Here is an 18,615-nt window from a genome sequence, read left to right as displayed (position 1 = left end):
ATTAAACTAAAGGAGCGGATGAAACGATGGAGAAACAAGTTCAGATGGATTGGGAGCGTTGTGTAGAGTTTCACGGACATATTTGCCCCGGTTTGGCAATCGGTTTCCAGGCGGCACAGATCGCCTTGAAGGAGGATGAGTTTCAATGAGAAAACTGATGGCGCTATTTTTGACGCTAACTATGTCCTTAGTCCTTTTAACGGGATGTGGAGGAACTGCAGAGAAGGAAGGGGGAACGGTTCCCACAACGGCTCAGGTCCAAAAACAAAAAGTTACGGATTTGCTGGGCAGAGAAGTGGAGCTGGCGGTCCCTGTTCAAAGGGTCGTGGCCATCGGACCGGGTGCCTTGCGGTTGGTGACTTATGCCGAAGGCACCTCTATGGTAGTGGGTATCGAAGAGACTGAAAAAAAAGCTTCCCCGGGAAGATCCTATATGATGGCTAATCCGGATCTGAAAAAACTGCCCGGCATTGGGCAGGGCGGGCCGGATACTGCCCCGAATGAGGAAAGCTTGGTCAGCGTCCAACCGGATGTGATTTTTGTCTGTACCCTTGTGGATAAAGAGAAGGCTGATCAATTACAGGCCAAAACAGGTATTCCGGTCGTCGCTTTAAGCTATGGCGATTTGGCGACCTTTGGCGAGGATTTGTATCGTTCTATCAATATAATCGGCACAATCATAGGCAAGGAGAAGCGGGCTCAAGAGGTTGTGGCCTATCTTAAACAAAATGAAAAGGATTTGGGAGAACGGACGAAAGATCTTGCCGATGGGGACAAAGCAAAGGTTTATGTAGGTGCTGTGAGCATGAAAGGAGCGCGGGGGATTGAAAGCACTCAGGCCCAATACCCTCCATTTAAGTATATCGGTGCCAAAAATGTGGTTGATGAAACAGGCAAAAACGGAACGGTTATGATTGATAAAGAAAAACTCATCAGCTGGAATCCGGTTTTCTTGTTTCTTGATGCGGGAGGGTATGCACTGGTTACGGAAGATTATAAGAGAAACCCTGCTTTCTACCAATCCTTGCAGGCTTTGAAAAATGACCGGGTCTATAACTTGATTCCCTTTAATAACTATAACCCCAATATCGACACGGCCTTTGCAGACGCCTATTACGCGGGAAAAATTATCTTCCCTGAACAGTTTAAAGACATCGATCCGCTCAAGAAAAGTGATGAAATTTATCAGTTTCTGTTAGGCAAACCTTTATATGCTGAAATGGAACGGGATTTAGGCGGCTTTAAAAAGCTTGAGCTGGGAAAGTAATTTGAGGTGATTAGAATTGGTTCGCAATGAAAGCGTGCCGGATAGCGGGACGGCAAATCATTATTTGAGATATACTTGGAAGAAAAAATTAATCATGCTGGCACTAATCCTTCTGACTGCAGTGCTCGCCCTCTATGCCATCAGTGCCGGTTCAGCTGAGCTTTCACCCTGGCAGGTCCTCTTGACGTTGCTCGGCCAAACCGAAGGACAGTCTCAGATTATCATTTGGTCAATCCGCTTACCCCGAGTATTGGCAGCAATGGTGGCGGGGATAGGTTTGGGGGCTGCCGGTGCGGTCATGCAAAATGTTCTCAGAAATCCCTTAGCCTCTCCGACTACCGTCGGTATAGCTCAAGGCGCAGCCTTTGGGGCTGCGCTGGCCATCGTTGGCTGGGGAGCAGGTAGTTCTTCAAGCACAGGTGGAGGAACGATTCTGATTAGCAGTCCTTATCTTGTCACTATTTCCGCCTTCGTGGGGGCTATGCTTTCGACTATGATCATTATTTTTCTGGCCCAATATAAGGGTGTGTCACCAGAGTCTATGGTGTTGGCCGGGTTTGCTTTAGGATTTTTCTTTCAGGCAGGCACTATGCTTTTACAGTATTTTACTAATGATGTCAACGTTGCAGCAATTGTCTTCTGGACGTTTGGAGATATCGGGCGGGCAGCATGGGGAGAGTTAGGGATTATGTCCTGTGTAGTCTTCGGCTCCGTACTCTTTTTCTTATTTAACCGTTGGAATTATAATGCTCTGGACAGTGGGGCAGAAACCGCCAAGGGTCTGGGTGTCAACGTGGAAAAAACGAGACAGTTGGGGATGTTCTTTGCTTCTTTGATTACTGCTACGGCAGTTTCCTTTTTAGGCATAATTGCCTTCATTGGTCTTGTTGCGCCCCATCTTGTGAGGCGCTTGATTGGCGGGGACAATCGCTTTCTTATTCCGGCATCCGGGGTGATGGGGGCTTTGCTGCTTCTGGCTGCGGATACTCTGGCCAGGCGGATCATCGCACCCGTGATCTTGCCTGTAGGGGCAGTAACCTCTTTTCTGGGAGCTCCTCTCTTTCTCTATCTGCTGGTGAAGGGGGCTAAGTTGCGATGATCCTGTCTGCCAAAGAGATCGAATTTAGATACAGTTCCCGGACAATCTTGGATAAGGTAGGTTTTTCCGTGCAAAGAGGAGAGTTTCTCTCCATTCTAGGGAACAATGGCGCCGGGAAATCCACACTGCTCAAGACCTTGAACAGGATTTTGCAGCCTAAAAAGGGCAGCGTTTTATTAGATAACCAGGAAGTGTCTGAGCTTAGCCGTTTGGCAATAGCCCTGAAGATGGCCTATGTCGCCCAAAACTACGAGAGCAATCGGCAGACTGTCTTTGACGCTGTCCTTTTAGGCCGCAAGCCTCACATTAAGTGGGAGGCGACAGCGTCAGACTTGGCGCTGGTGCAAGAGGTATTGGCAAGAACCGGTCTGGAGGAATTTGCGCTTCGCTACTTAGATGAACTGAGTGGAGGGGAACTGCAGAAAGTCGTGATTGCCAGGGCCTTAGCTCAGGAACCTGAGGTTCTCTTATTAGATGAGCCAACCAGCAACTTGGATCTGAGAAATCAAATTGAAGTGCTGAGAACCATTCAGGCTGCTGCTAGAGAGAAGAATATTGCGGTGGTTGCGGTGATGCACGATCTGAATCTGGCATTACGCTTCTCAGATAAATTTCTGTTATTGCAGAACACCAAAGTTTTTGCCGCCGGAGGCCCGGAAGTGATGACCGCTGAGAACATCTCTCAGGCTTATGGAGTTCCGGTAAGTGTGGAGCGGGTACGGAACCAAATGGTCGTGATTCCAAGTTAGGGAGGGCATTTTCCCAATGAAGCCGGCAAACTTTCCTGGTCTTTTAAAGGAGGAAGAAAATTATGATTTTAAAACCCCAAAAGAGAGGGCAAATCATACCGGTTCTGCGGCCCCTCTCTATTGTGATCGGGGAGCAAGGAATGCAGTTTACAAGACCGGTCGCATCGGCAAGAAGGGCCGACTGTGGGGAAATGTTCATAAAAAAGGAAGAGTAAGGTAAAGAGGTAATGTGATTGGCGCGGACATCGGCGGCAAGCGCACCGTCTGCACCGAGTGCCGTTTCTCTCTCGCGCCTTTTCCGGACGAGCCCAGCGTGTGTATACTCCGGGAATGGCTGATGATGCCCTGCGCGTAAGACGCGAAAAAGCGCCGGTATGGAAGCGGTATCCACACCGGCGCTTTGCCGTTCTTTACAATAAATCCGGTTAGTTGCGCGGTCCGTAAAGGATACGGACGACATACACGGACTTTTTTAATCACCGGTCTATCTTAAAGGGACTGTTTCACCAGCTTGCCGGTATAGTCTTCCCTAGGGGAATCAAAGACCTCCACTACAGACCCATCCTCGATAATCCTGCCTTGATACATGACATAAACCCGATCGGCAATCTTGCGGGCCAGGGCCAGATCGTGAGTGATGTAGAGCATGGCAAACCCCTTGGCGTTCTGCAGTCCCTTGAGGAGTCTCAGGACATTGGCCTGAGTGGAAGGGTCCAGCATGGAGCTGATTTCATCGGCAATCAAGAGCCGGGGTTCCATGATCAGACTGCGGGCCAGAGCCACCCGCTGCCGCTGGCCGCCGCTTAAGCTGTGACATTTTCGGGCCATAAACTCATCGTCAGCGGGAAGCTGAACATCCTTGAGAGCCTGGCGTACTGTTTCCATTCGTTCCCCTTTGCTGCCCAGTTTCAGGATATCCAGAGGTTCCCTGACCACTTGGGCAATACTCAGGTGTTCATTAGTAGCGGTAAAGGGGTCCTGAAAGACGATTTGAATACCCTTTGGCCGGCAGGTGGCGCTGTTTCCCCTGACTTTTTCCCCGGCAAAGAGGACTTCGCCCATGTCCGGGGTCAATACTCCGGAGAGAAGACCGGCCAGGGTGGTTTTGCCGGAGCCTGATTCGCCCAGGAGGACGGCCACTTCCCCCGAGCGGACGGACAGATCGCAGTTGTCGCAAGCCTTAACGGCTCTGCCTTTAAACACAAAGGTCTTTTTAAGCCCGCGGCCCAGGAGCAGGGTGGCAATCCCCCCTTGGTTGCAGGCCACTTTCCGTTCCAGGGAAATATACTCCAGGAGAGGCCCCTTGGTCCGGCATTCCGCCAGCTTTTGCTGGCAGCGCCGGTAAAAGGGACATCCCTCCGGGCTGTTTTGGTCCGATTCCCCCGGTATACCCCACAAATCCAGGTAGGGGTTAAGGGCGGGAGAAGCCTGAATCAGGCCCCGGGTGTAGGTGTGGAGGGGATTTTTCAGGACGTCCCTGGTTAAGCCTTCTTCCACAATGTGTCCCCCGTACATGACCATCACCCTGCTCGTCAGTTTGGCGACAATCTGCATCTCATGAGAGATGACCAGCAAGGCGAATTTCCTTTCCTTGTGGAGCCGGAGCAGGAGACTGACAATTTCACTCTTGGCAATAGCGTCCAGGGCCGTGGTGGGTTCATCCACGATTAAAACCTCGGGATCGCAGGACAATGCCATGGCCAGCAAGACCCTCTGGCGCATGCCTCCGGATAACTGATGAGGGTAATAAGTGTTCCAGCTTGGCTTAAGACCCACCAGTTCCAGAAGCCGGAGAACTTTTTCAGCGGCGGCCTGCCCGGTCAGGTTCGTGTGCCTGAGAAGACATTCCAGGATCTGCTCGTGGACCGTTAAGACAGGATTCAGCACATCCAGACTGTTTTGAAAGACAATGGCAATCTTTCCCCAGCGATAGAGATTCCGTTCCTTTTCTGTCAGGCTGTTTAATTCCCGATCTCCAAAGTAAATCCGGCCGCCGGCGGAGGCGGGTTTTTTAATCAGCCCCATCAGGGCCAGGGCCAGAGAGGTTTTGCCGCTGCCGGACTCGCCGATGATTCCTAAACTGGCCCCTCTGTCCAGAGTAAAGCTGACCCGGCTGACTGCCGGAGGGCATTCCTGATCCGGCCGGTAATCTACGGAAAGGTTTTCCACCCTTATAAGTGAATCCTCCATAATAACCTCCATTCCGCCGTTATTACCGGCGGCATAAATAATCATGAGAAAGGGTGAGCAACAGGCAAACCCTGCTTAGGTTTTAGTGCTGATGACTTTTTCCAGATCCCTGCCGATAAAGGCCAGGGCGGTAACCAGCAGCATAATGGCGGTAATGGGACTGACCACCCACCATTTCCAGTACTCCGTAAAGTAAATCCCCTTAAAGTTGATAGCATGGTTCATAATCAGGCCCCAGCTTTTGGAGGTGGGGTCTCCCAAGCCTAAAAAGGCCAGGCCGGCCTCGGCAACGATAGCCCGGCTGGTCAGGCGAACGGTGCTGACCATGACCAGGGGAAAGATATTGGGCAGGAAGTGGCGCAGAGTCAGATGCCAAAACCCCGCCCCATAGCTGGCAGCCGCCGTCACATAATTTTCCTGTTTGACGGCAATGATCTTGGAGCGGACGATTCTCGCCGGTATCGTCCAGGAAAAAAGAGCCAGGACGATAATAATGTTGCGGACACTGGGACCGAAAAAAGCTCCCAGCACAATCATCATGGGCAGATCCGGCAGGACAATCACCAGGTCGGTGAGGCGCATGACCACTTTGTCCGCCAGCCCGCCAAAGTATCCCGCAAAGATGCCGATGATGCTGCCGCCGATTCCTGCCAGCAAAGCGGTGCCCAAGCCCACGCTGATGCTGATCCCGGCACCGTAGCAAATCTGTGCCCAAAGGTCGATGCCCAAATCATCCGTACCCAGCCAGTGGCCGGCCCCGGGGGGCTCCAGAGCCTTTCCGGAGGGGACGCTCCAGGAATGAGGGGCCAGCCAGGAGGAGAAGACAGCCAGGATAAAGACGGCTGAAATCACGGCCAGACCCGATTTTCCCAGGAAGGATAAGCTCCGGAGAGTTGCAATTGCTTGTCTGACATACTTCATTTAACTCACCCTCGGGTCTAATCTGCTGTAGATGAGATCGGCCAGGAGATTCATAGTCAGGACCGTAACGGCTACGAATAAGAAGATTCCCTGAATAAGGACATAGTCCCTGACCAGGACCGCCTCTCTCATCAAAAACCCCACCCCCGGATACTTGAAGACATTTTCCACCAGGATAGCGCCGCCAAAGACGGCGCCAAGGGACAAAAACAACCTGGTTACGATAGGCAGAAGAGCGTTTTTAAGAGCATGGCGGAAGATAAGCCGCCTTTTTTCCAGCCCCTTGGCCCGGGCCGTTCTCATGTAATCCTTGGAGAGCACTGAGATCATGCTGTTGCGGGAGAGAAGGTAGAATTCGCCCAGGCGGACCAGGGACAAAGTAAGAACAGGCAGGAAAGCATGGGCCATAAGATCTGAGAGTTTATCTGTCCAGCTGCCGTAGTCGGCAAAGGGCTTCATGCCTCCCGACAAAGGGAAGAGTTCCAGCTGGGCGGCCAGGATAAAGAGAAAGAGAATGCCGATTAGAAAAGCCGGTATTTCAGAAAGAGCAATGATAAGAGAATACATGATCTTATCAAAGGCTCCGCTGCGGTGCCAGGCGGAAAGGCTTCCCAGCACCGTACCCACCAGGCAGCTGATCAGAAGTGCGGCCAGAACAATGGCCAGAGTCCATAACACCCGCTTGCCGATCACCGAGAGAACACTGTTGTTGTAGTAAATGCTGTAGCCGATATTACCCTGCAGCAGGTTGGTCAGATAGATTGTGTACTGAACCGGCAGGGGCTTGTCGAGTCCGTAATAAGCCTTGTATTTGGCGATTTGCGCCTCGGAATAAGTGACGGTGATCTGTCCCTCACCGGAGGATAAAAAGGTAAAGGGGTCTCCGGGCATAAGTCGGGGGATGAAAAAGTTCAGAGTGATAATAACCCAAAAGGTCAGCAGGTACTCGCCGGTTTTTTTAAGGATGCTTTTGCCCATTCACTAGTTCACATCCAGGTAGGAGAGCTTGTTGTGGGTTACCTCGTGATGGTCGAACATATATTTCCAGCCGTCAAACTTGGCCGGCTTGAAGACCACATAGCCGGTGGTGTTGTAGAGGGGAAGTTGGGGAACTTCCTCAGCGATCAGCTCCTGGATCCGGAAAACCATGGCTTTGCGCTTCTCAGCGTCCAATTCATACAATTGCTGCCGGCAGAGCTCGTTGAGCTGCTCATTGCTGTAGCCGCGGATGCCGTCGGCAGAGGGACTTTGGCTGGTGGTGATTTTACTGGCATAACTTGTTCGCAGCAGGTCCGCATCGCCGCCCCAGCCGCCGTGGCCGTTCAAAACCAGTTCATAGTCGCCTTTTTTAACGGCCGCATCCCGGGTTTTAGTGTCCGCACTGGTAACGCTGAGTTCAATTCCGGCCTGGGCCAGACTTATTTTGAGCAGCTCTCCGATTCGCAATTCTTCATTGGAGTTGCCGGTTAAGAGCTTAACGGAAAGGGTCCGGCCCGCCAGGAGCTGCCTGGCCTTTTCGAGATTAAACTCGTAGTCTTTAACTGCCGGATTATACCAGAGGTGTCCCACAGGCAGGTAGCCCGCGCTTGCCGGTACGGCCGCGTTCCTGGCCACCTTTTCCACCAGTTCCCGGCGGTTGATGGCATAGGCAAAGGCTTGACGAACAGCCTTATCTTTGAGTTCCGGCCTTTTTTCCATATTGAAAATGAGGCGATACCCCCAAAAGCCGGGGTTTTGCAGGACCTTATAGTCTTCGCTGTTTTGATACTTAGGCAGGATATCCGTAGTAATACTGCCGGTTAGGTCGATTTCACCCTTGTCAAAAGCCAGAACAGGATCACTGACAGGGACAAACTGGAGGGTATCCACCAGGGGCTTCGGTCCCCAGAAGTCTTTAAAGGCTTCAAACTTATAGGCACCCTGTTCCTTATTGTATTCCTTAAGCAGGAAGGGCCCCGTGCCGACGGCGGCTTCAGGGGCGGTGAACTTAAGGGGGTCATCTACACTTTCCCAGATGTGGCGGGGAATAATCCGGGTATTTCCGATTTTACCCAGGACAATGGCCAGGGGTTTTTCCACCTTAAAGCGCACGGTTTTGGCGTCCGTAGCTTCTACCGACTGAATGAAGCTTTGGTTGTCAATGGTCAGGTCATTGGAGACCGGGGGATGAACCGCGTAATAATCGAAGGAAAACTTGACATCCTCCGCCGTCATAGGCCGGCCGTCCTGCCATCTGACATTGTCTTTGAGCGTAAAGGTGTAGGTCAGACCGTCTCCGGAGACCTCCCACTTGTCAGCCAGCCAGGGAATATAGCCTTTTTCCCCTCGTTCCAGGAGGCTGTCGAAGATCAGGGCCATCTTAAAGCTGCCCGGCCCCCGGGAATAATGGCTGAAGGGAGTGGGATAGCCCCAGTCTCCTCCTTCCAGGTTGATAACCAAGGGGCCGGAAGATTGTGGCCCGTCGCCGGCGGCGGGTTGGGAATTCGTGCAGCCCGTCAGCCCCAGAGTGGCTGCAAGAGCCAAGGATATTACAGTTTTTAATAGTTTCTTAAACATACTGAACCTCCACAATTCTAAATTTTCCAATACATCCAGGTAATCCTGGCCTCGATTTTTTCCTTGATCTGACCGTTCCGGGAAATCTCCCCAGATTCTTCATGATTTCAACTCCTTTTCATAACCTCAAATATTGGCTGGATTTTCGCCGTCTCATACTCAGTTGACGATGTGTTCTCACTTCCCCTCAGATAAAATAAAAAAAACCACAAAAGCGACTCTGAGAGTCGAACCTCCATGGTTTTGCAAAAGCTTTCATAGCCTTAACTTAGCATGTATTTTCCTAATTATTCTACATATTTTATATATTTCCTGCCGGGTAAGATTATTTTAAGGATAATTTTAACTTAAAGTGCTGTCTGCCCGGACCTGCTGATAGTTTTAGGAAGCGCTTTATTTTTTCCGGGAAAACTGTTAAGCAGGAACTTGCCAACAATTGTAGAATACTAATCATTAGCAAGAAAGCAAGTAAATAGCCGGGGCAAGGCCACGAAGGTGTTTGCAAAAACCATGGAGGTTTGACTCATTACAGTCAGCTTTCATGGTTTTTTGTTTTTTGAGGGGGGAGAATTATGATCTTAAGCGGCGATTATATGAGGGGTAATTTTGATGAAGGAGTTCTTAAGCTTGATCTTTCTTCCTGGCGGGAGTTTTCCCGCCTGGTAACAGGGAGAACCTTCAGCACAAGTCAGGTTATTTGGCGGGGGCAGCGGGTCGCCGAATGGTTATTAGAATCAACTTGGGGAAGAACGCTAAAAAAGCTGGATATTGACGGTTTGCTGCCTTATAGACATTTTAAGTATGCCGGCAGGGGAAGAGGACGGGAAAATCCGGAAATAATGGAATCTGACGATGATTGGTGGGCATCAGGACAACATTACGGTTCCGTTACGCCACTTCTGGAATGGACCGCCTCGCCTTTTACCGCCGCCTATTTTGCGTTCTGTAAGGATAGTGATGAACAGGATCAACGGGCTATTTATTCCTTTGCTTTGAGAACAGCGAAGGTCATTAATTCGAAGTTGAAAATAAAAAATCCTGGCATTCATGAAGACAATTTATTGGTTAGATTCATAAATCCAGCCTTCGACAATCATTCCGGCTTAATAAAGTCGAGAGGTCTGTTTACAAAGTCCCCAACCGGAGTAGATATTGAGCAGTGGGTCAGAAAAAACGTTAGTTTAGTTGATGATAAAGAGATAGTTTTAGTTAAGCTGACCTTGCCTAACTCTGAACGAACCAAGATCTTGAAAGCGCTGAATAGAATGAATATAAATCAGGCAAGACTTTTTCCTGATCAACAGCAAGCCTTAAACTATAAGAAGAGACGATTAATGCTTATTAAGCGCTGAGCCGTGAAACAGTGAAAGAAGGATAAGGAGGTGCTGATTAATGACAAATATAGCAATTTTCAGCTGTCCGAAAGTAACTAATAAATTAGGATGCTCCGGTTCTGATTGTTTAGATGAACTAAGAAACAGGCTAGGCCCTTATGAGATATACGATAGTTCTGAAAGCCTTGAGATGATAGGAGTTATTAATTGTCCGGGATGCCCTGCAGAAGCTGATTCAGAAAGAATTATCAATCAGGTTCAGTATCTGCTTAAATTTAAGGTTGAGAAAATTCATTTCACTAATTGTCTGAGTTTTTATTGTGCTTTCAGATACAATTATCAAGTTCTGATTGAAGGAAAGTTTCCGAATATCGAAGTTGTACAGGGAAAATATGAATCAGCGGTACTTTCCTGTATTCCTAAATCACTAAACTCAGTTAAGATGTAATTTGTGCTTTTATAATGACCCCGGAAAACATTGAAGAAGTGGCCCCCAAGGTGATGCTGGTTTAACCGGACGGAAGATTATTGTCGATACCTACGGCGGTATGGCTTGCCACGGGGGCGGAGCTTTCTCGGGTAAAGACCCAACAAAGGTAGATCGGTCTGGAGCTTATGCTGCTCGTTATGTAGCCAAAAACATTGTTGCCGCTGGTTTAGCTGAGCGTTGTGAGATTCCGGTAGCCTATGCTACCGGAGTTGCCCGGCAAGACTATGAAGGTGTTTGCTGGCGTCGGCAGTATGTTTCGTAGGGTTAGAAATTATCAGGAGCAGCCTGGGCAAGTTAAGCATTGGAGCATTGAAAAACCGCATTGTCATCATTTGCGATATGCGGTTTTTCAACGTTCGAACGGACAGAGAAGCAACTGTATGCGCCTAAGCTTTTCCGACTCTGTGAAACATTTAAAAATCATTGACAGTTAGATTGTTCCTGGATATTATGGATACATATAGTCTATAATTGGAGGGTTTTTATGAAATATTCCAAAGCAACAGATTATGCTCTTCACACAGTCTTATTTCTTGCCAGGAGCAGTTCGGAAAAAAAATTGGGGGTTCAGGAATTAGCTGAAAAACAAAAAGTTTCTCCTACTTACTTATCGAAAATACTTAACAAGCTGGTTAAAGAAGGGATTATTCACTCTTCACCAGGAGTTAACGGCGGATATTCCCTAAGTCCCCATTGGGAGAAGATATCTTTCTTGGATATCATTCAAGGCATAGAAGGAAAAACCTCCTTATTTGATTGCTGTCTGAACTCAAACCCTGAATGTTCAATAAAAAAAGTTATGCTTGCGGCAGAGAAAAATATGGAAGAGGAATTAAGAACTATAAAAATATCAGATCTTGTCTAGCATCTGATGAAAGAGGGGTTATTTTTATGGCCATTACAGCAGAACAGCCTATTCAAAAACAGCCTATTCAATACTCTAAAATCGGTATCTTATCCTTAGCTCATATGCTCAATGATCTCTATAGTAACTTTCTTCCCCAGATGCTTCCCTTTCTAATTATTTTACACCCGGATTTTACAGCAACTCAAGCAGCAATCCTGGTAGCTTCCTTTACCATCTCATCATCCTTAGTACAACCTTTTATCGGCTATTATCTGGATCGCCGAGGCAAACGTTGGTTTGTCTATGTCGGGACCCTTTGGATGGCCATCATGCTCAGCCTGACAGGGGTTGTTCATGAGAACTACCTGCTTTTGGTTACCTTAGCGACTCTGGCCGGTCTTGGTACGGCCGCTTTTCATCCTCAAGCTTCCACCATGGTCAATATTTTAAGCGGGGATTATAAAGCGGTTTTACTTTCAACCTTTATCGCCTTTGGTAATTTCGGTTTTGCCCTTAGTCCCTTGCTTTTGGTACCCTTATTTGAGACCTATGGCTTACAGGGAACCCTTTACTTTGTGATTCCCGGTATCATCGTATCCCTGCTCCTTTTGTTCTTTGCTCCCCGGGTCGATGTATCTCCCCAAAACCCTCCTGAGTTTTCCGCTCTGGCAGCATCCTTGCAAGCCGCTGCTAAGGAACTGATCGCTATCGTCGGAGTTATCGCCATCCGCTCTTTAGCTTATACAGGATTGCTCACCATACTTCCTTTGTATTTTAAATCCCAGAATCTATCCAATATTGCCGCCAGTCATCTGGTAACAATTATGCTGGCTGCCGGTGCAGCAGGCGGAATTATCGGCGGTTTTATCTCCGATAGGTTTGGCCGAAAGCCCTTAATCGTAGGATCCCTCCTCCTGGCTACACCTTTGTTCTTTGCTTTCCTTTACACCGAAGGTGCCTTGAGCACTATGTTCCTAGCCTTAGCCGGAGCTTCTTTACTTTCGAGCTTCTCGGTAACCGTGGTCGCGGCTCAAGAAGTTATTCCCAATAATAAGGCCATGGCAGCAGGATTAACTTTAGGCTTTGCCGGAGGGGTCGGGGGGCTTGCAGTGGTGCTCATCGGCCGCATCGCCGATCTTTGGGGGCTTCAAAGTGCCATATCCACCCTCTTTATCCTGCCTCTCATCGCCGGTCTGATAGGGCTATTTATGAAAAGCCGTCCTGCAGCACGAGCTCAGCGGGGTATCTAACATCAAGCCGACCTGCCCAAAGAGGTTCTCTGCTTCGAGGATAACTTTGCACAGATCGCACTGAAGGTTCCAAGCACCGGCGGCGGAGCGCTGCTGATTAACAGCCCCTATATTGTCACAATTTCAGCCTTCATAGCGGCCATGCTTACGACGATGATTATTCTTTTTCTTAATTTAACCGTTGGAATTACAATGCTCTGGACAGTGGGGCAGTAACCTCTTTTCTCGGAGCTCCTCTCCATTTTAGGGAGCAATGGCGCTGGGAATCCACGCTGCTCAAGACCTTAAACAGGATTTTGTTGCCAAAAAAAGGCAGCATTTTATGGGATAACCAGGAAGTGTTTGAGCTTAGTCGTTTGGCAATATTAAAACAAAGGAATTTGTAAAAAAATCTCTTCTATTTTAAGGAGGAGAGATTTTTTGGATCTGAAGGAAATTTATTCATGTATGTAGAATATAAGACTATAAAATACAGATGTAGAAGCAATGCCATGTAGGTGTTTGCAAAAACCATGGAGGTTTGACTCATTAGGGGTCAATTTTCGTGGTCTTTTTATTTGCTTGAAAGGAAGGTGAAAGATTAATAGGGGATAGAAAAGCGTAAGAATTCGGAATTAATATCAAAAGAATGGATGGATTAAGATGGACATATCAAAGATTAGGGAATTGTGGCAGCCGAATCTCCGCAATCTGAAAGCGGGGATGGAGTGGTGGAACAGCAAGGCAGAGAAATTTTCCGTAAAGGAACTGCCCACGGTGGAAAACAGCATTGCTATGCGGATCATCCAACTCGAGAATATGGTTGGCAAGGGAAGCAGAACGCTGGACGTAGGCTGTGGCGGAGGAAGATTCTCTTTCGTACTTGAGGCTATGGGCGCGGAAGCGACCGCAACTGATTTTTCGTCCGAAATGATCAAGAAAGCCCTGGAGAAGGGAAAGGAAAGAGGTTCGAAGGTGCGCTTTTCGGCGGATAACTGGCACACGGTGAATCTGCAAGAAAAGAACTGGGAAAAACAATTCGATCTCGTTCTCGCACACATGACGCCCGCAGTTGTTTCCGCAGACACATTTTTGAAGCTCAGCGAAGCGAGCCGCGGCTGGGTGATCATGGTAAAACCCACCAGACGTACGAACTCGATTTTGGACGAACTCAACAGACTGGTAAAGGCTGAACAGGACACCAAAGCGCTGGATGAAACGATGGTCTACGCATTTGACTTGGTGTGGCGCACCGGAGGCCGCCCGAAGTTTGAATATGAGGAACAGATTTGGAAAGACGATCAGCCGCTGGAAGAGGCAATCAAAGAATATACGCTCCGTATTTCTTCCACCCATGAGCTTTCGGACAGTGACAGGGAAACGATTAGAGAGTATCTCGAAAGCATTGCGGTTGACGGTATCGTACATGAGGTCAGTAACACCACCATTGTGGTTATGTATTGGCATGTGAACTGAAAAAAACGCTGAATAACAAATATGTAAGGAGCAGAATTGTGAAAATAACGATCTTATACTTCAGTCAGACAGGCCACACCGAAAAGATGGCTGGCGTCGTCCGTGAGGGCATTTTAGATGCCGACAAAAATATTGAGGTTTCACTGATGAATATCGCAGACCAGGAAAACATCAACCAGGAATTCCTAGAAGCAAGTTCTGCTGTAATCTTCGGCACGCCGTGCTATGTCGCGAACACCTGCTGGCAGATGAAAAAATTCTTCGATACAAGGTTTGACTGCAAGCTGGAAGGGAAGCTGGCAGCCTGCTTTGCAACGGCAGGTTGCTTGTGGGGCGGGCCGGATATTGCGTTGCAGAGCATTCTGGGGATGGCTTTAACTCGGGGAATGCTTGCCTATTCTTCGGGAACAGAGTTTGGACGTCCTTATATACACTTGGGGCCGGTTGCCCTTATGGCATCTTTGGATGAACAGGCCGGTATATTCAAGCTGTTCGGTAACAGGGTTGCGCAGAAGACGCTGGAACTCTTTAATAAATGAACCTATACGGGAATCTATTCTCAAAATTTCTATAATTTATGTAGGGGGAGGTTAGTTTGAAAAAAGCCTTGTCATTATGCGTGGTCTTGTTTATGCTGCTAACCCTTTTAGCCGGCTGTGGAAATAGTAAGGCAACCGGGTTCTTGGCTGCCACCGTCCCGGAAAACACGCCTTCCGGAACAAAAACGATAACAGACAGTGTCGGACGCACGGTCGAGATACCCGCGACAGTAAAGAGAATGGTTCCTCTGGGGAACACGCCGCGCATGATTACATATCTCGGGCTGGCAGATAAAGTGGTGGGATTAGGCGGGATGGATCCGGATAAGATAAACCCCGTTACAGCCTATGCTTACGCCAACAAAGACCTGTGGAAAAGCGTGCCCATCGTTGGTACGGATGCAGCCGGTGCAACCGATTATTATCCGGAACAAATCATCAGTGTTAAGCCGGATGTGATATTATGCTCATACACAAAGGAACTGGCGGACGAAATCCAAACTAAAACAGGTATCCCGGTGGTTGCTGTGCCCATGGGGACGTTATTCGGAAAAGACTATGAGGACGCGCTCCGTCTCCTGGGAGATGTCTGCGGCGCGAAAGACAGGGCCGAGAAAGTTATTTCCTACATTAACGCTTGTCTGAAGGACCTCGCATCCAGAACATCAAACATCCCGGATACGGACAAACCCACTGTTTTAGGAGCTGCCGCAACCTTCAAAGGCGCGCACGGAATAGAGGGAGTTTACACCAAATATGCCGTATTTGAAGCAATATCCGCCAAGGATGTTACTAAAGGAATCTCTGACATTAGTAATAGCAATTTTTGCAACGATTGTAATAGCGCTTTTTGCAGTCAGCGCCGGTTCCCTGCATATTCCAGTATCTGAAGTGATCAAATCAATGTTTGGCCAAGGAGACGCACAAGCCCAGATGATCCTGCGAGGTATAAGACTGCCGCGAGTCATAGCGGCCGTCATTGTGGGTGATACTTTGGCTGTCTCCGGTGCCGTCATGCAGTGTGTGCTGCAAAACCCTCTGGCGTCGCCTTCGACACTTGGAGTATCTCAGGGTGCCGCCTTCGGCGCGGCGTTGGGCATTATTGTGTTTGGCGGTGGAGTTGTGAATTCCGACTCCGCCGCAACAGCAGTTTCCATAAATAATCCATACATTGTGACCATTTGCGCTTTTTTGTGCGGCTCATTGTCTACTTTTGTAGTCATTATTCTATCCCAGTTTAGAAAAGATCTGGGCCCCGGAGGGCTCATACTGGGCGGAGTTGCCTTAAGTTCATTATTTACCGGCGGCAGTGCTTTGCTCCAATATTTTGCGGATGAAACAAAAATCAGCGCTGTTGTGTTCTGGACTTTTGGGAATCTGGGATCGGCAGGCTGGACCGAGCTCTTAATTCTTGCGGTGGTATTTTTCTCTTCACTGACGTATTTCTTGCTGAATCGCTGGAACTACAACGCAATGGAAAGCGGAGCGGATACGGCAAAGAGTCTTGGAGTTAACACGAGAGCAGTCATGCTGATCAGTATGGGTATTTGCTCTTTGACTGCAGCGGTGGCGGTATCTTTTGTGGGTATTATCAGTTTTGTAGGACTTGTGGCTCCGCACATAATGCGCAGATTTGTTGGAAACGACTACCGGTATCTGATACCCTGCTCCGCAGTTGCCGGGGCGCTGCTTCTTATTCTGGCCGACACATTCGGCAGGCTGATCATTGCGCCCGTTATACTTCCGATTGGAGCTATCACGTCATTTTTAGGTGCTCCTTTATTCCTATTCCTTCTATTCAGGGGGTTCAAGACCAATGATTGAGATAAAAAATATCAGTTTCGCCTATAGCCGAACCTCAAGAAACATACTGGAAAATGTAAGCTTAGATATAGAAAAGAATCGATGTATAGCCATTTTAGGTAATAACGGAGCAGGTAAAAGCACATTGATTAAATGTATTGACCGCATTTGTCCCCCACAGCAAGGGGTAGTGTTGGTTGACAGCGAAAACGTGTTTAAAATGACTAACAATATGTTTGCACAGAATATTGCCTATGTGTCGCAACATAATAGATCGCTTAACATGACTGTGTTCGATGCGATCCTTTTGGGCCGAAAACCATATATCAAGTGGGATTCAACATCAGAGGACAAGCAAATTGTGTGCGACATAATGCATAAAATGAAGTTGGATGATTTTGCACTGCGAAATGTAACGGAGCTTTCAGGTGGCGAAGTGCAAAAGGTAATGCTGGCAAGAGCGCTGGCACAGGAACCGAAGCTCCTGCTGCTTGATGAGCCCACAAGCAACCTTGACCCACGCAATCAACATGAAGTGCTTCAAATAGTCAAAGAAATTGCTCAGGAACACAATACCTGCGTGGCTATCATTATTCATGACCTCAACCTTGCCATTCGTTACTGTGATCGTTTCGTATTTCTAAAGGATTCACGGGTCTTTTCCTATGGCGGATTAGATACAATGACCCCGGCAAACATCAAAGAAGTGTATCGGATCAATGTTCATGTTATTGAATACATGGGAATCCCCGTTATTGTTCCTTTTTTTCCTGACGAGAAGTAGGGCTGAATTCTACTGAGGGAAAAGTTGAGGGTTTGATCCTTACTAGAGGTTGAAATAGCTGCGATTACAAGGAATAAAGCTGGAATCCTTTCCTCATACTATTAGTGTATTGAAGAAAGGATGGGTGAAATTTCATGAGCTGCTCAAGTTTAAAACATCGTTATGAACAAATGAAGGGTCAGGGGGGGATTCGCTTTAAAGATGCTATGACTCTTTATAGTGACCTTAAAGGGTCGCTCGATGCCCATAATTTAGAAATGACAGAGTTGCAAAAAAGCAATGATCAATCTAGCATTCAGCATTTACAAAACCATATTACAGAGGGGAACCAATTGTTATCTGAGTTCGAGAACATGACATTTCACTAATTATTAAACCAAAGGAATTTGTAAAAAATCTCTCCTGTCTTAAGGGGAGATTTTTTGGATTTTCAAGCAGATTCATGGAGGTTATGTTAACCTGGAATCATATTCCGGGTGAACTTTTCGTTCATGTTATTCTGTGGTACAAGTTGCGGATAGATAGCGCCCACAGCAGGGGGGTATCAGGATTCAATTCAATCAGAAGAAGGAAAGTATTTCTTATGAATTTTATGCTAATTGACGTACACATTCCAAATTGTGTATTGACAAAGAGATAAATGCGGATACTATTAATATAAATGCAAATGCAACGCATTTGCATTTATATTAGAGATGTTTACTCAATAAGACTAATAATGAGGATGGAGGAGGAGTAATGCAAACGGAAATAATCTTACTTGGACATGGCAGTCGAAGCTTAGAAGCGAATCATGGACTAATCAAAGTGGCAAATAAGGTTACTCATCTTGTCAATAGACCGGTTACACCCGCTTTTGTGTCTCATGGTACACCGGACCTGCCGAGTGCTATTATTGTAAAAATATTAAGTGGGGCTACGCGCATTATCATCATGCCCTTGTTTTTATTTCGTGGGATGTATGTTAGTACAGGCATTTATGAAGAAATTAAGGACATTAAGGAACAATTTCCTCAAATTGAAATTATAGTTGCCAAAGAATTAGGAGCAGATGATATCATAGCCAATTTGGCATACTCGCGTATTAAGGAGACCATCGGCCATGAATTTTCTGACGAACCCTTTCAGTAATTAATACGAGAATATTTGCGATGCAGAGGAAGGGAAATTGAAGCGATAGTGATCATACCATTATTTGCAAGCAAAAGGGCCGTGAGAAACTAAGTTTTCAACACGGCCCCGTGTTTTTAAAGAGTACCTTATGTTTCTTAAAGATGGCGGCGGAATGGTCCTATAATCAGCTAAGACGGATAGATTATAATGGGTCTTAA

At 47.6% G+C, this 18,615-nt stretch carries 20 protein-coding genes and 1 pseudogene; 17 read left to right on the top strand and 4 right to left on the bottom strand.

Translation table 11 applies throughout. From position 1 onward, the window contains the following. The first annotated feature begins 26 nt into the window (after positions 1-26). From DESYODRAFT_RS27595 to DESYODRAFT_RS19895, 5 genes are all read left to right on the top strand, one after another. Positions 27-149 carry an FmdE family protein gene (locus DESYODRAFT_RS27595; RefSeq protein ID WP_007785837.1) on the top strand — a complete coding sequence of 41 codons (123 nt, stop codon included), beginning with the start codon at positions 27-29 and terminating at the stop codon, positions 147-149. Beyond that, positions 146-1,267 (top strand): iron ABC transporter substrate-binding protein, encoded by a 1,122-nt coding sequence (locus tag DESYODRAFT_RS19910; protein WP_007785835.1) that lies wholly within the window; start codon positions 146-148, stop codon positions 1,265-1,267. The genes DESYODRAFT_RS27595 and DESYODRAFT_RS19910 overlap by 4 nt, the downstream gene beginning before the upstream one ends. A 16-nt stretch (positions 1,268-1,283) precedes the next feature. Continuing rightward, positions 1,284-2,366 carry a FecCD family ABC transporter permease gene (locus tag DESYODRAFT_RS19905; protein WP_007785833.1) on the top strand — a complete coding sequence of 361 codons (1,083 nt, stop codon included), beginning with the start codon at positions 1,284-1,286 and terminating at the stop codon, positions 2,364-2,366. After that, positions 2,363-3,115, top strand: a complete 753-nt coding sequence (locus tag DESYODRAFT_RS19900; RefSeq protein WP_007785832.1) for an ABC transporter ATP-binding protein — start codon at positions 2,363-2,365, stop codon at positions 3,113-3,115. Before DESYODRAFT_RS19905 ends, DESYODRAFT_RS19900 begins: the two co-directional genes overlap by 4 nt. A 62-nt stretch (positions 3,116-3,177) precedes the next feature. Continuing rightward, the gene (locus DESYODRAFT_RS19895; RefSeq protein WP_157137225.1) at positions 3,178-3,330 is read left to right on the top strand and encodes a hypothetical protein; all 153 of its coding nucleotides are present in this window, start codon (positions 3,178-3,180) and stop codon (positions 3,328-3,330) included. A 274-nt stretch (positions 3,331-3,604) separates the two neighbouring features. Here the strand turns inward: DESYODRAFT_RS19895 and DESYODRAFT_RS19890 are convergent, their stop codons facing one another. From DESYODRAFT_RS19890 to DESYODRAFT_RS19875, 4 genes are all read right to left on the bottom strand, one after another. Further along, entirely contained in the window at positions 3,605-5,305 is a 1,701-nt protein-coding gene (locus DESYODRAFT_RS19890) for an ABC transporter ATP-binding protein (protein ID WP_007785830.1), read from the bottom strand. 75 nt (positions 5,306-5,380) lie between these two features. Further along, entirely contained in the window at positions 5,381-6,226 is an 846-nt protein-coding gene (locus DESYODRAFT_RS19885) for an ABC transporter permease (RefSeq protein ID WP_007785828.1), read from the bottom strand. Next, a complete protein-coding gene (locus DESYODRAFT_RS19880) occupies positions 6,227-7,204 on the bottom strand; it encodes an ABC transporter permease (protein WP_007785827.1) in 978 nt (325 codons plus the stop codon). 3 nt (positions 7,205-7,207) lie between these two features. Then, entirely contained in the window at positions 7,208-8,782 is a 1,575-nt protein-coding gene (locus DESYODRAFT_RS19875) for an ABC transporter substrate-binding protein (protein WP_007785825.1), read from the bottom strand. Positions 8,783-9,354: 572 nt separating this feature from the next. On the opposite strand from DESYODRAFT_RS19875, the gene DESYODRAFT_RS19870 reads away from it, so the two are divergent. The 12 genes and pseudogenes from DESYODRAFT_RS19870 to DESYODRAFT_RS19815 all read left to right on the top strand — a co-directional run bounded on the left by DESYODRAFT_RS19870 (position 9,355) and on the right by DESYODRAFT_RS19815 (position 18,415). Further along, positions 9,355-10,134, top strand: coding sequence for an FRG domain-containing protein (locus DESYODRAFT_RS19870; RefSeq protein ID WP_007785824.1), 780 nt, complete (start codon positions 9,355-9,357; stop codon positions 10,132-10,134). A gap of 40 nt (positions 10,135-10,174) precedes the next feature. After that, a complete protein-coding gene (locus DESYODRAFT_RS19865) occupies positions 10,175-10,564 on the top strand; it encodes a CGGC domain-containing protein (protein WP_007785822.1) in 390 nt (129 codons plus the stop codon). Between the two features lie 40 nt (positions 10,565-10,604). Further along, positions 10,605-10,823 (top strand): annotated as a pseudogene (locus DESYODRAFT_RS27590) (methionine adenosyltransferase domain-containing protein); the annotation flags it as partial. A gap of 267 nt (positions 10,824-11,090) precedes the next feature. Next, positions 11,091-11,471: an RrF2 family transcriptional regulator gene (locus DESYODRAFT_RS19855; RefSeq protein ID WP_007785821.1), complete on the top strand. Its 381-nt coding sequence runs from the start codon at positions 11,091-11,093 to the stop codon at positions 11,469-11,471. Positions 11,472-11,497: 26 nt separating this feature from the next. Further along, the gene (locus tag DESYODRAFT_RS19850; RefSeq protein ID WP_007785820.1) at positions 11,498-12,703 is read left to right on the top strand and encodes an MFS transporter; all 1,206 of its coding nucleotides are present in this window, start codon (positions 11,498-11,500) and stop codon (positions 12,701-12,703) included. Positions 12,704-13,345: 642 nt separating this feature from the next. Next, the gene (locus DESYODRAFT_RS19845; RefSeq protein WP_007785818.1) at positions 13,346-14,158 is read left to right on the top strand and encodes a class I SAM-dependent methyltransferase; all 813 of its coding nucleotides are present in this window, start codon (positions 13,346-13,348) and stop codon (positions 14,156-14,158) included. Between the two features lie 38 nt (positions 14,159-14,196). Further along, the gene (locus DESYODRAFT_RS19840) at positions 14,197-14,697 is read left to right on the top strand and encodes a flavodoxin family protein (RefSeq protein ID WP_007785816.1); all 501 of its coding nucleotides are present in this window, start codon (positions 14,197-14,199) and stop codon (positions 14,695-14,697) included. Positions 14,698-14,753: 56 nt separating this feature from the next. Then, positions 14,754-15,587 (top strand): ABC transporter substrate-binding protein, encoded by an 834-nt coding sequence (locus DESYODRAFT_RS29355; protein ID WP_083842202.1) that lies wholly within the window; start codon positions 14,754-14,756, stop codon positions 15,585-15,587. Beyond that, entirely contained in the window at positions 15,484-16,521 is a 1,038-nt protein-coding gene (locus tag DESYODRAFT_RS19830) for a FecCD family ABC transporter permease (protein WP_242833710.1), read from the top strand. The genes DESYODRAFT_RS29355 and DESYODRAFT_RS19830 overlap by 104 nt, the downstream gene beginning before the upstream one ends. Further along, entirely contained in the window at positions 16,514-17,284 is a 771-nt protein-coding gene (locus DESYODRAFT_RS19825) for an ABC transporter ATP-binding protein (protein ID WP_007785808.1), read from the top strand. The genes DESYODRAFT_RS19830 and DESYODRAFT_RS19825 overlap by 8 nt, the downstream gene beginning before the upstream one ends. A 134-nt stretch (positions 17,285-17,418) precedes the next feature. After that, a complete protein-coding gene (locus DESYODRAFT_RS28800) occupies positions 17,419-17,652 on the top strand; it encodes a hypothetical protein (RefSeq protein ID WP_007785806.1) in 234 nt (77 codons plus the stop codon). A 370-nt stretch (positions 17,653-18,022) separates the two neighbouring features. Then, on the top strand, positions 18,023-18,415 hold the full coding sequence (locus tag DESYODRAFT_RS19815) for a sirohydrochlorin chelatase (protein WP_007785804.1): 393 nt from the start codon (positions 18,023-18,025) through the stop codon (positions 18,413-18,415). The last annotated feature ends 200 nt before the right edge of the window (positions 18,416-18,615 follow it).

The sequence above is a fragment of the Desulfosporosinus youngiae DSM 17734 genome, from assembly GCF_000244895.1.
GTDB lineage: Bacteria > Bacillota > Desulfitobacteriia > Desulfitobacteriales > Desulfitobacteriaceae > Desulfosporosinus > Desulfosporosinus youngiae.
This window is presented reverse-complemented; position numbering and strand designations above follow the sequence as displayed.

Excerpts from the sequence above, each read along its gene's own strand:
- DESYODRAFT_RS27595 (WP_007785837.1), top strand. The coding sequence starts at position 27 with ATGGAGAAACAAGTTCAGATGGATTGGGAGCGTTGTGTAGAGTTTCAC.
- DESYODRAFT_RS19910 (WP_007785835.1), top strand. The coding sequence starts at position 146 with ATGAGAAAACTGATGGCGCTATTTTTGACGCTAACTATGTCCTTAGTC.
- DESYODRAFT_RS19900 (WP_007785832.1), top strand. The coding sequence starts at position 2,363 with ATGATCCTGTCTGCCAAAGAGATCGAATTTAGATACAGTTCCCGGACA.
- DESYODRAFT_RS19895 (WP_157137225.1), top strand. The coding sequence starts at position 3,178 with ATGATTTTAAAACCCCAAAAGAGAGGGCAAATCATACCGGTTCTGCGG.
- DESYODRAFT_RS19890 (WP_007785830.1), bottom strand. The coding sequence starts at position 5,305 with ATGGAGGATTCACTTATAAGGGTGGAAAACCTTTCCGTAGATTACCGG.
- DESYODRAFT_RS19885 (WP_007785828.1), bottom strand. The coding sequence starts at position 6,226 with ATGAAGTATGTCAGACAAGCAATTGCAACTCTCCGGAGCTTATCCTTC.
- DESYODRAFT_RS19880 (WP_007785827.1), bottom strand. The coding sequence starts at position 7,204 with ATGGGCAAAAGCATCCTTAAAAAAACCGGCGAGTACCTGCTGACCTTT.
- DESYODRAFT_RS19875 (WP_007785825.1), bottom strand. The coding sequence starts at position 8,782 with ATGTTTAAGAAACTATTAAAAACTGTAATATCCTTGGCTCTTGCAGCC.
- DESYODRAFT_RS19870 (WP_007785824.1), top strand. The coding sequence starts at position 9,355 with ATGATCTTAAGCGGCGATTATATGAGGGGTAATTTTGATGAAGGAGTT.
- DESYODRAFT_RS19865 (WP_007785822.1), top strand. The coding sequence starts at position 10,175 with ATGACAAATATAGCAATTTTCAGCTGTCCGAAAGTAACTAATAAATTA.
- DESYODRAFT_RS19855 (WP_007785821.1), top strand. The coding sequence starts at position 11,091 with ATGAAATATTCCAAAGCAACAGATTATGCTCTTCACACAGTCTTATTT.
- DESYODRAFT_RS19850 (WP_007785820.1), top strand. The coding sequence starts at position 11,498 with ATGGCCATTACAGCAGAACAGCCTATTCAAAAACAGCCTATTCAATAC.
- DESYODRAFT_RS19845 (WP_007785818.1), top strand. The coding sequence starts at position 13,346 with ATGGACATATCAAAGATTAGGGAATTGTGGCAGCCGAATCTCCGCAAT.
- DESYODRAFT_RS19830 (WP_242833710.1), top strand. The coding sequence starts at position 15,484 with ATGTTACTAAAGGAATCTCTGACATTAGTAATAGCAATTTTTGCAACG.
- DESYODRAFT_RS19825 (WP_007785808.1), top strand. The coding sequence starts at position 16,514 with ATGATTGAGATAAAAAATATCAGTTTCGCCTATAGCCGAACCTCAAGA.
- DESYODRAFT_RS28800 (WP_007785806.1), top strand. The coding sequence starts at position 17,419 with ATGAGCTGCTCAAGTTTAAAACATCGTTATGAACAAATGAAGGGTCAG.
- DESYODRAFT_RS19815 (WP_007785804.1), top strand. The coding sequence starts at position 18,023 with ATGCAAACGGAAATAATCTTACTTGGACATGGCAGTCGAAGCTTAGAA.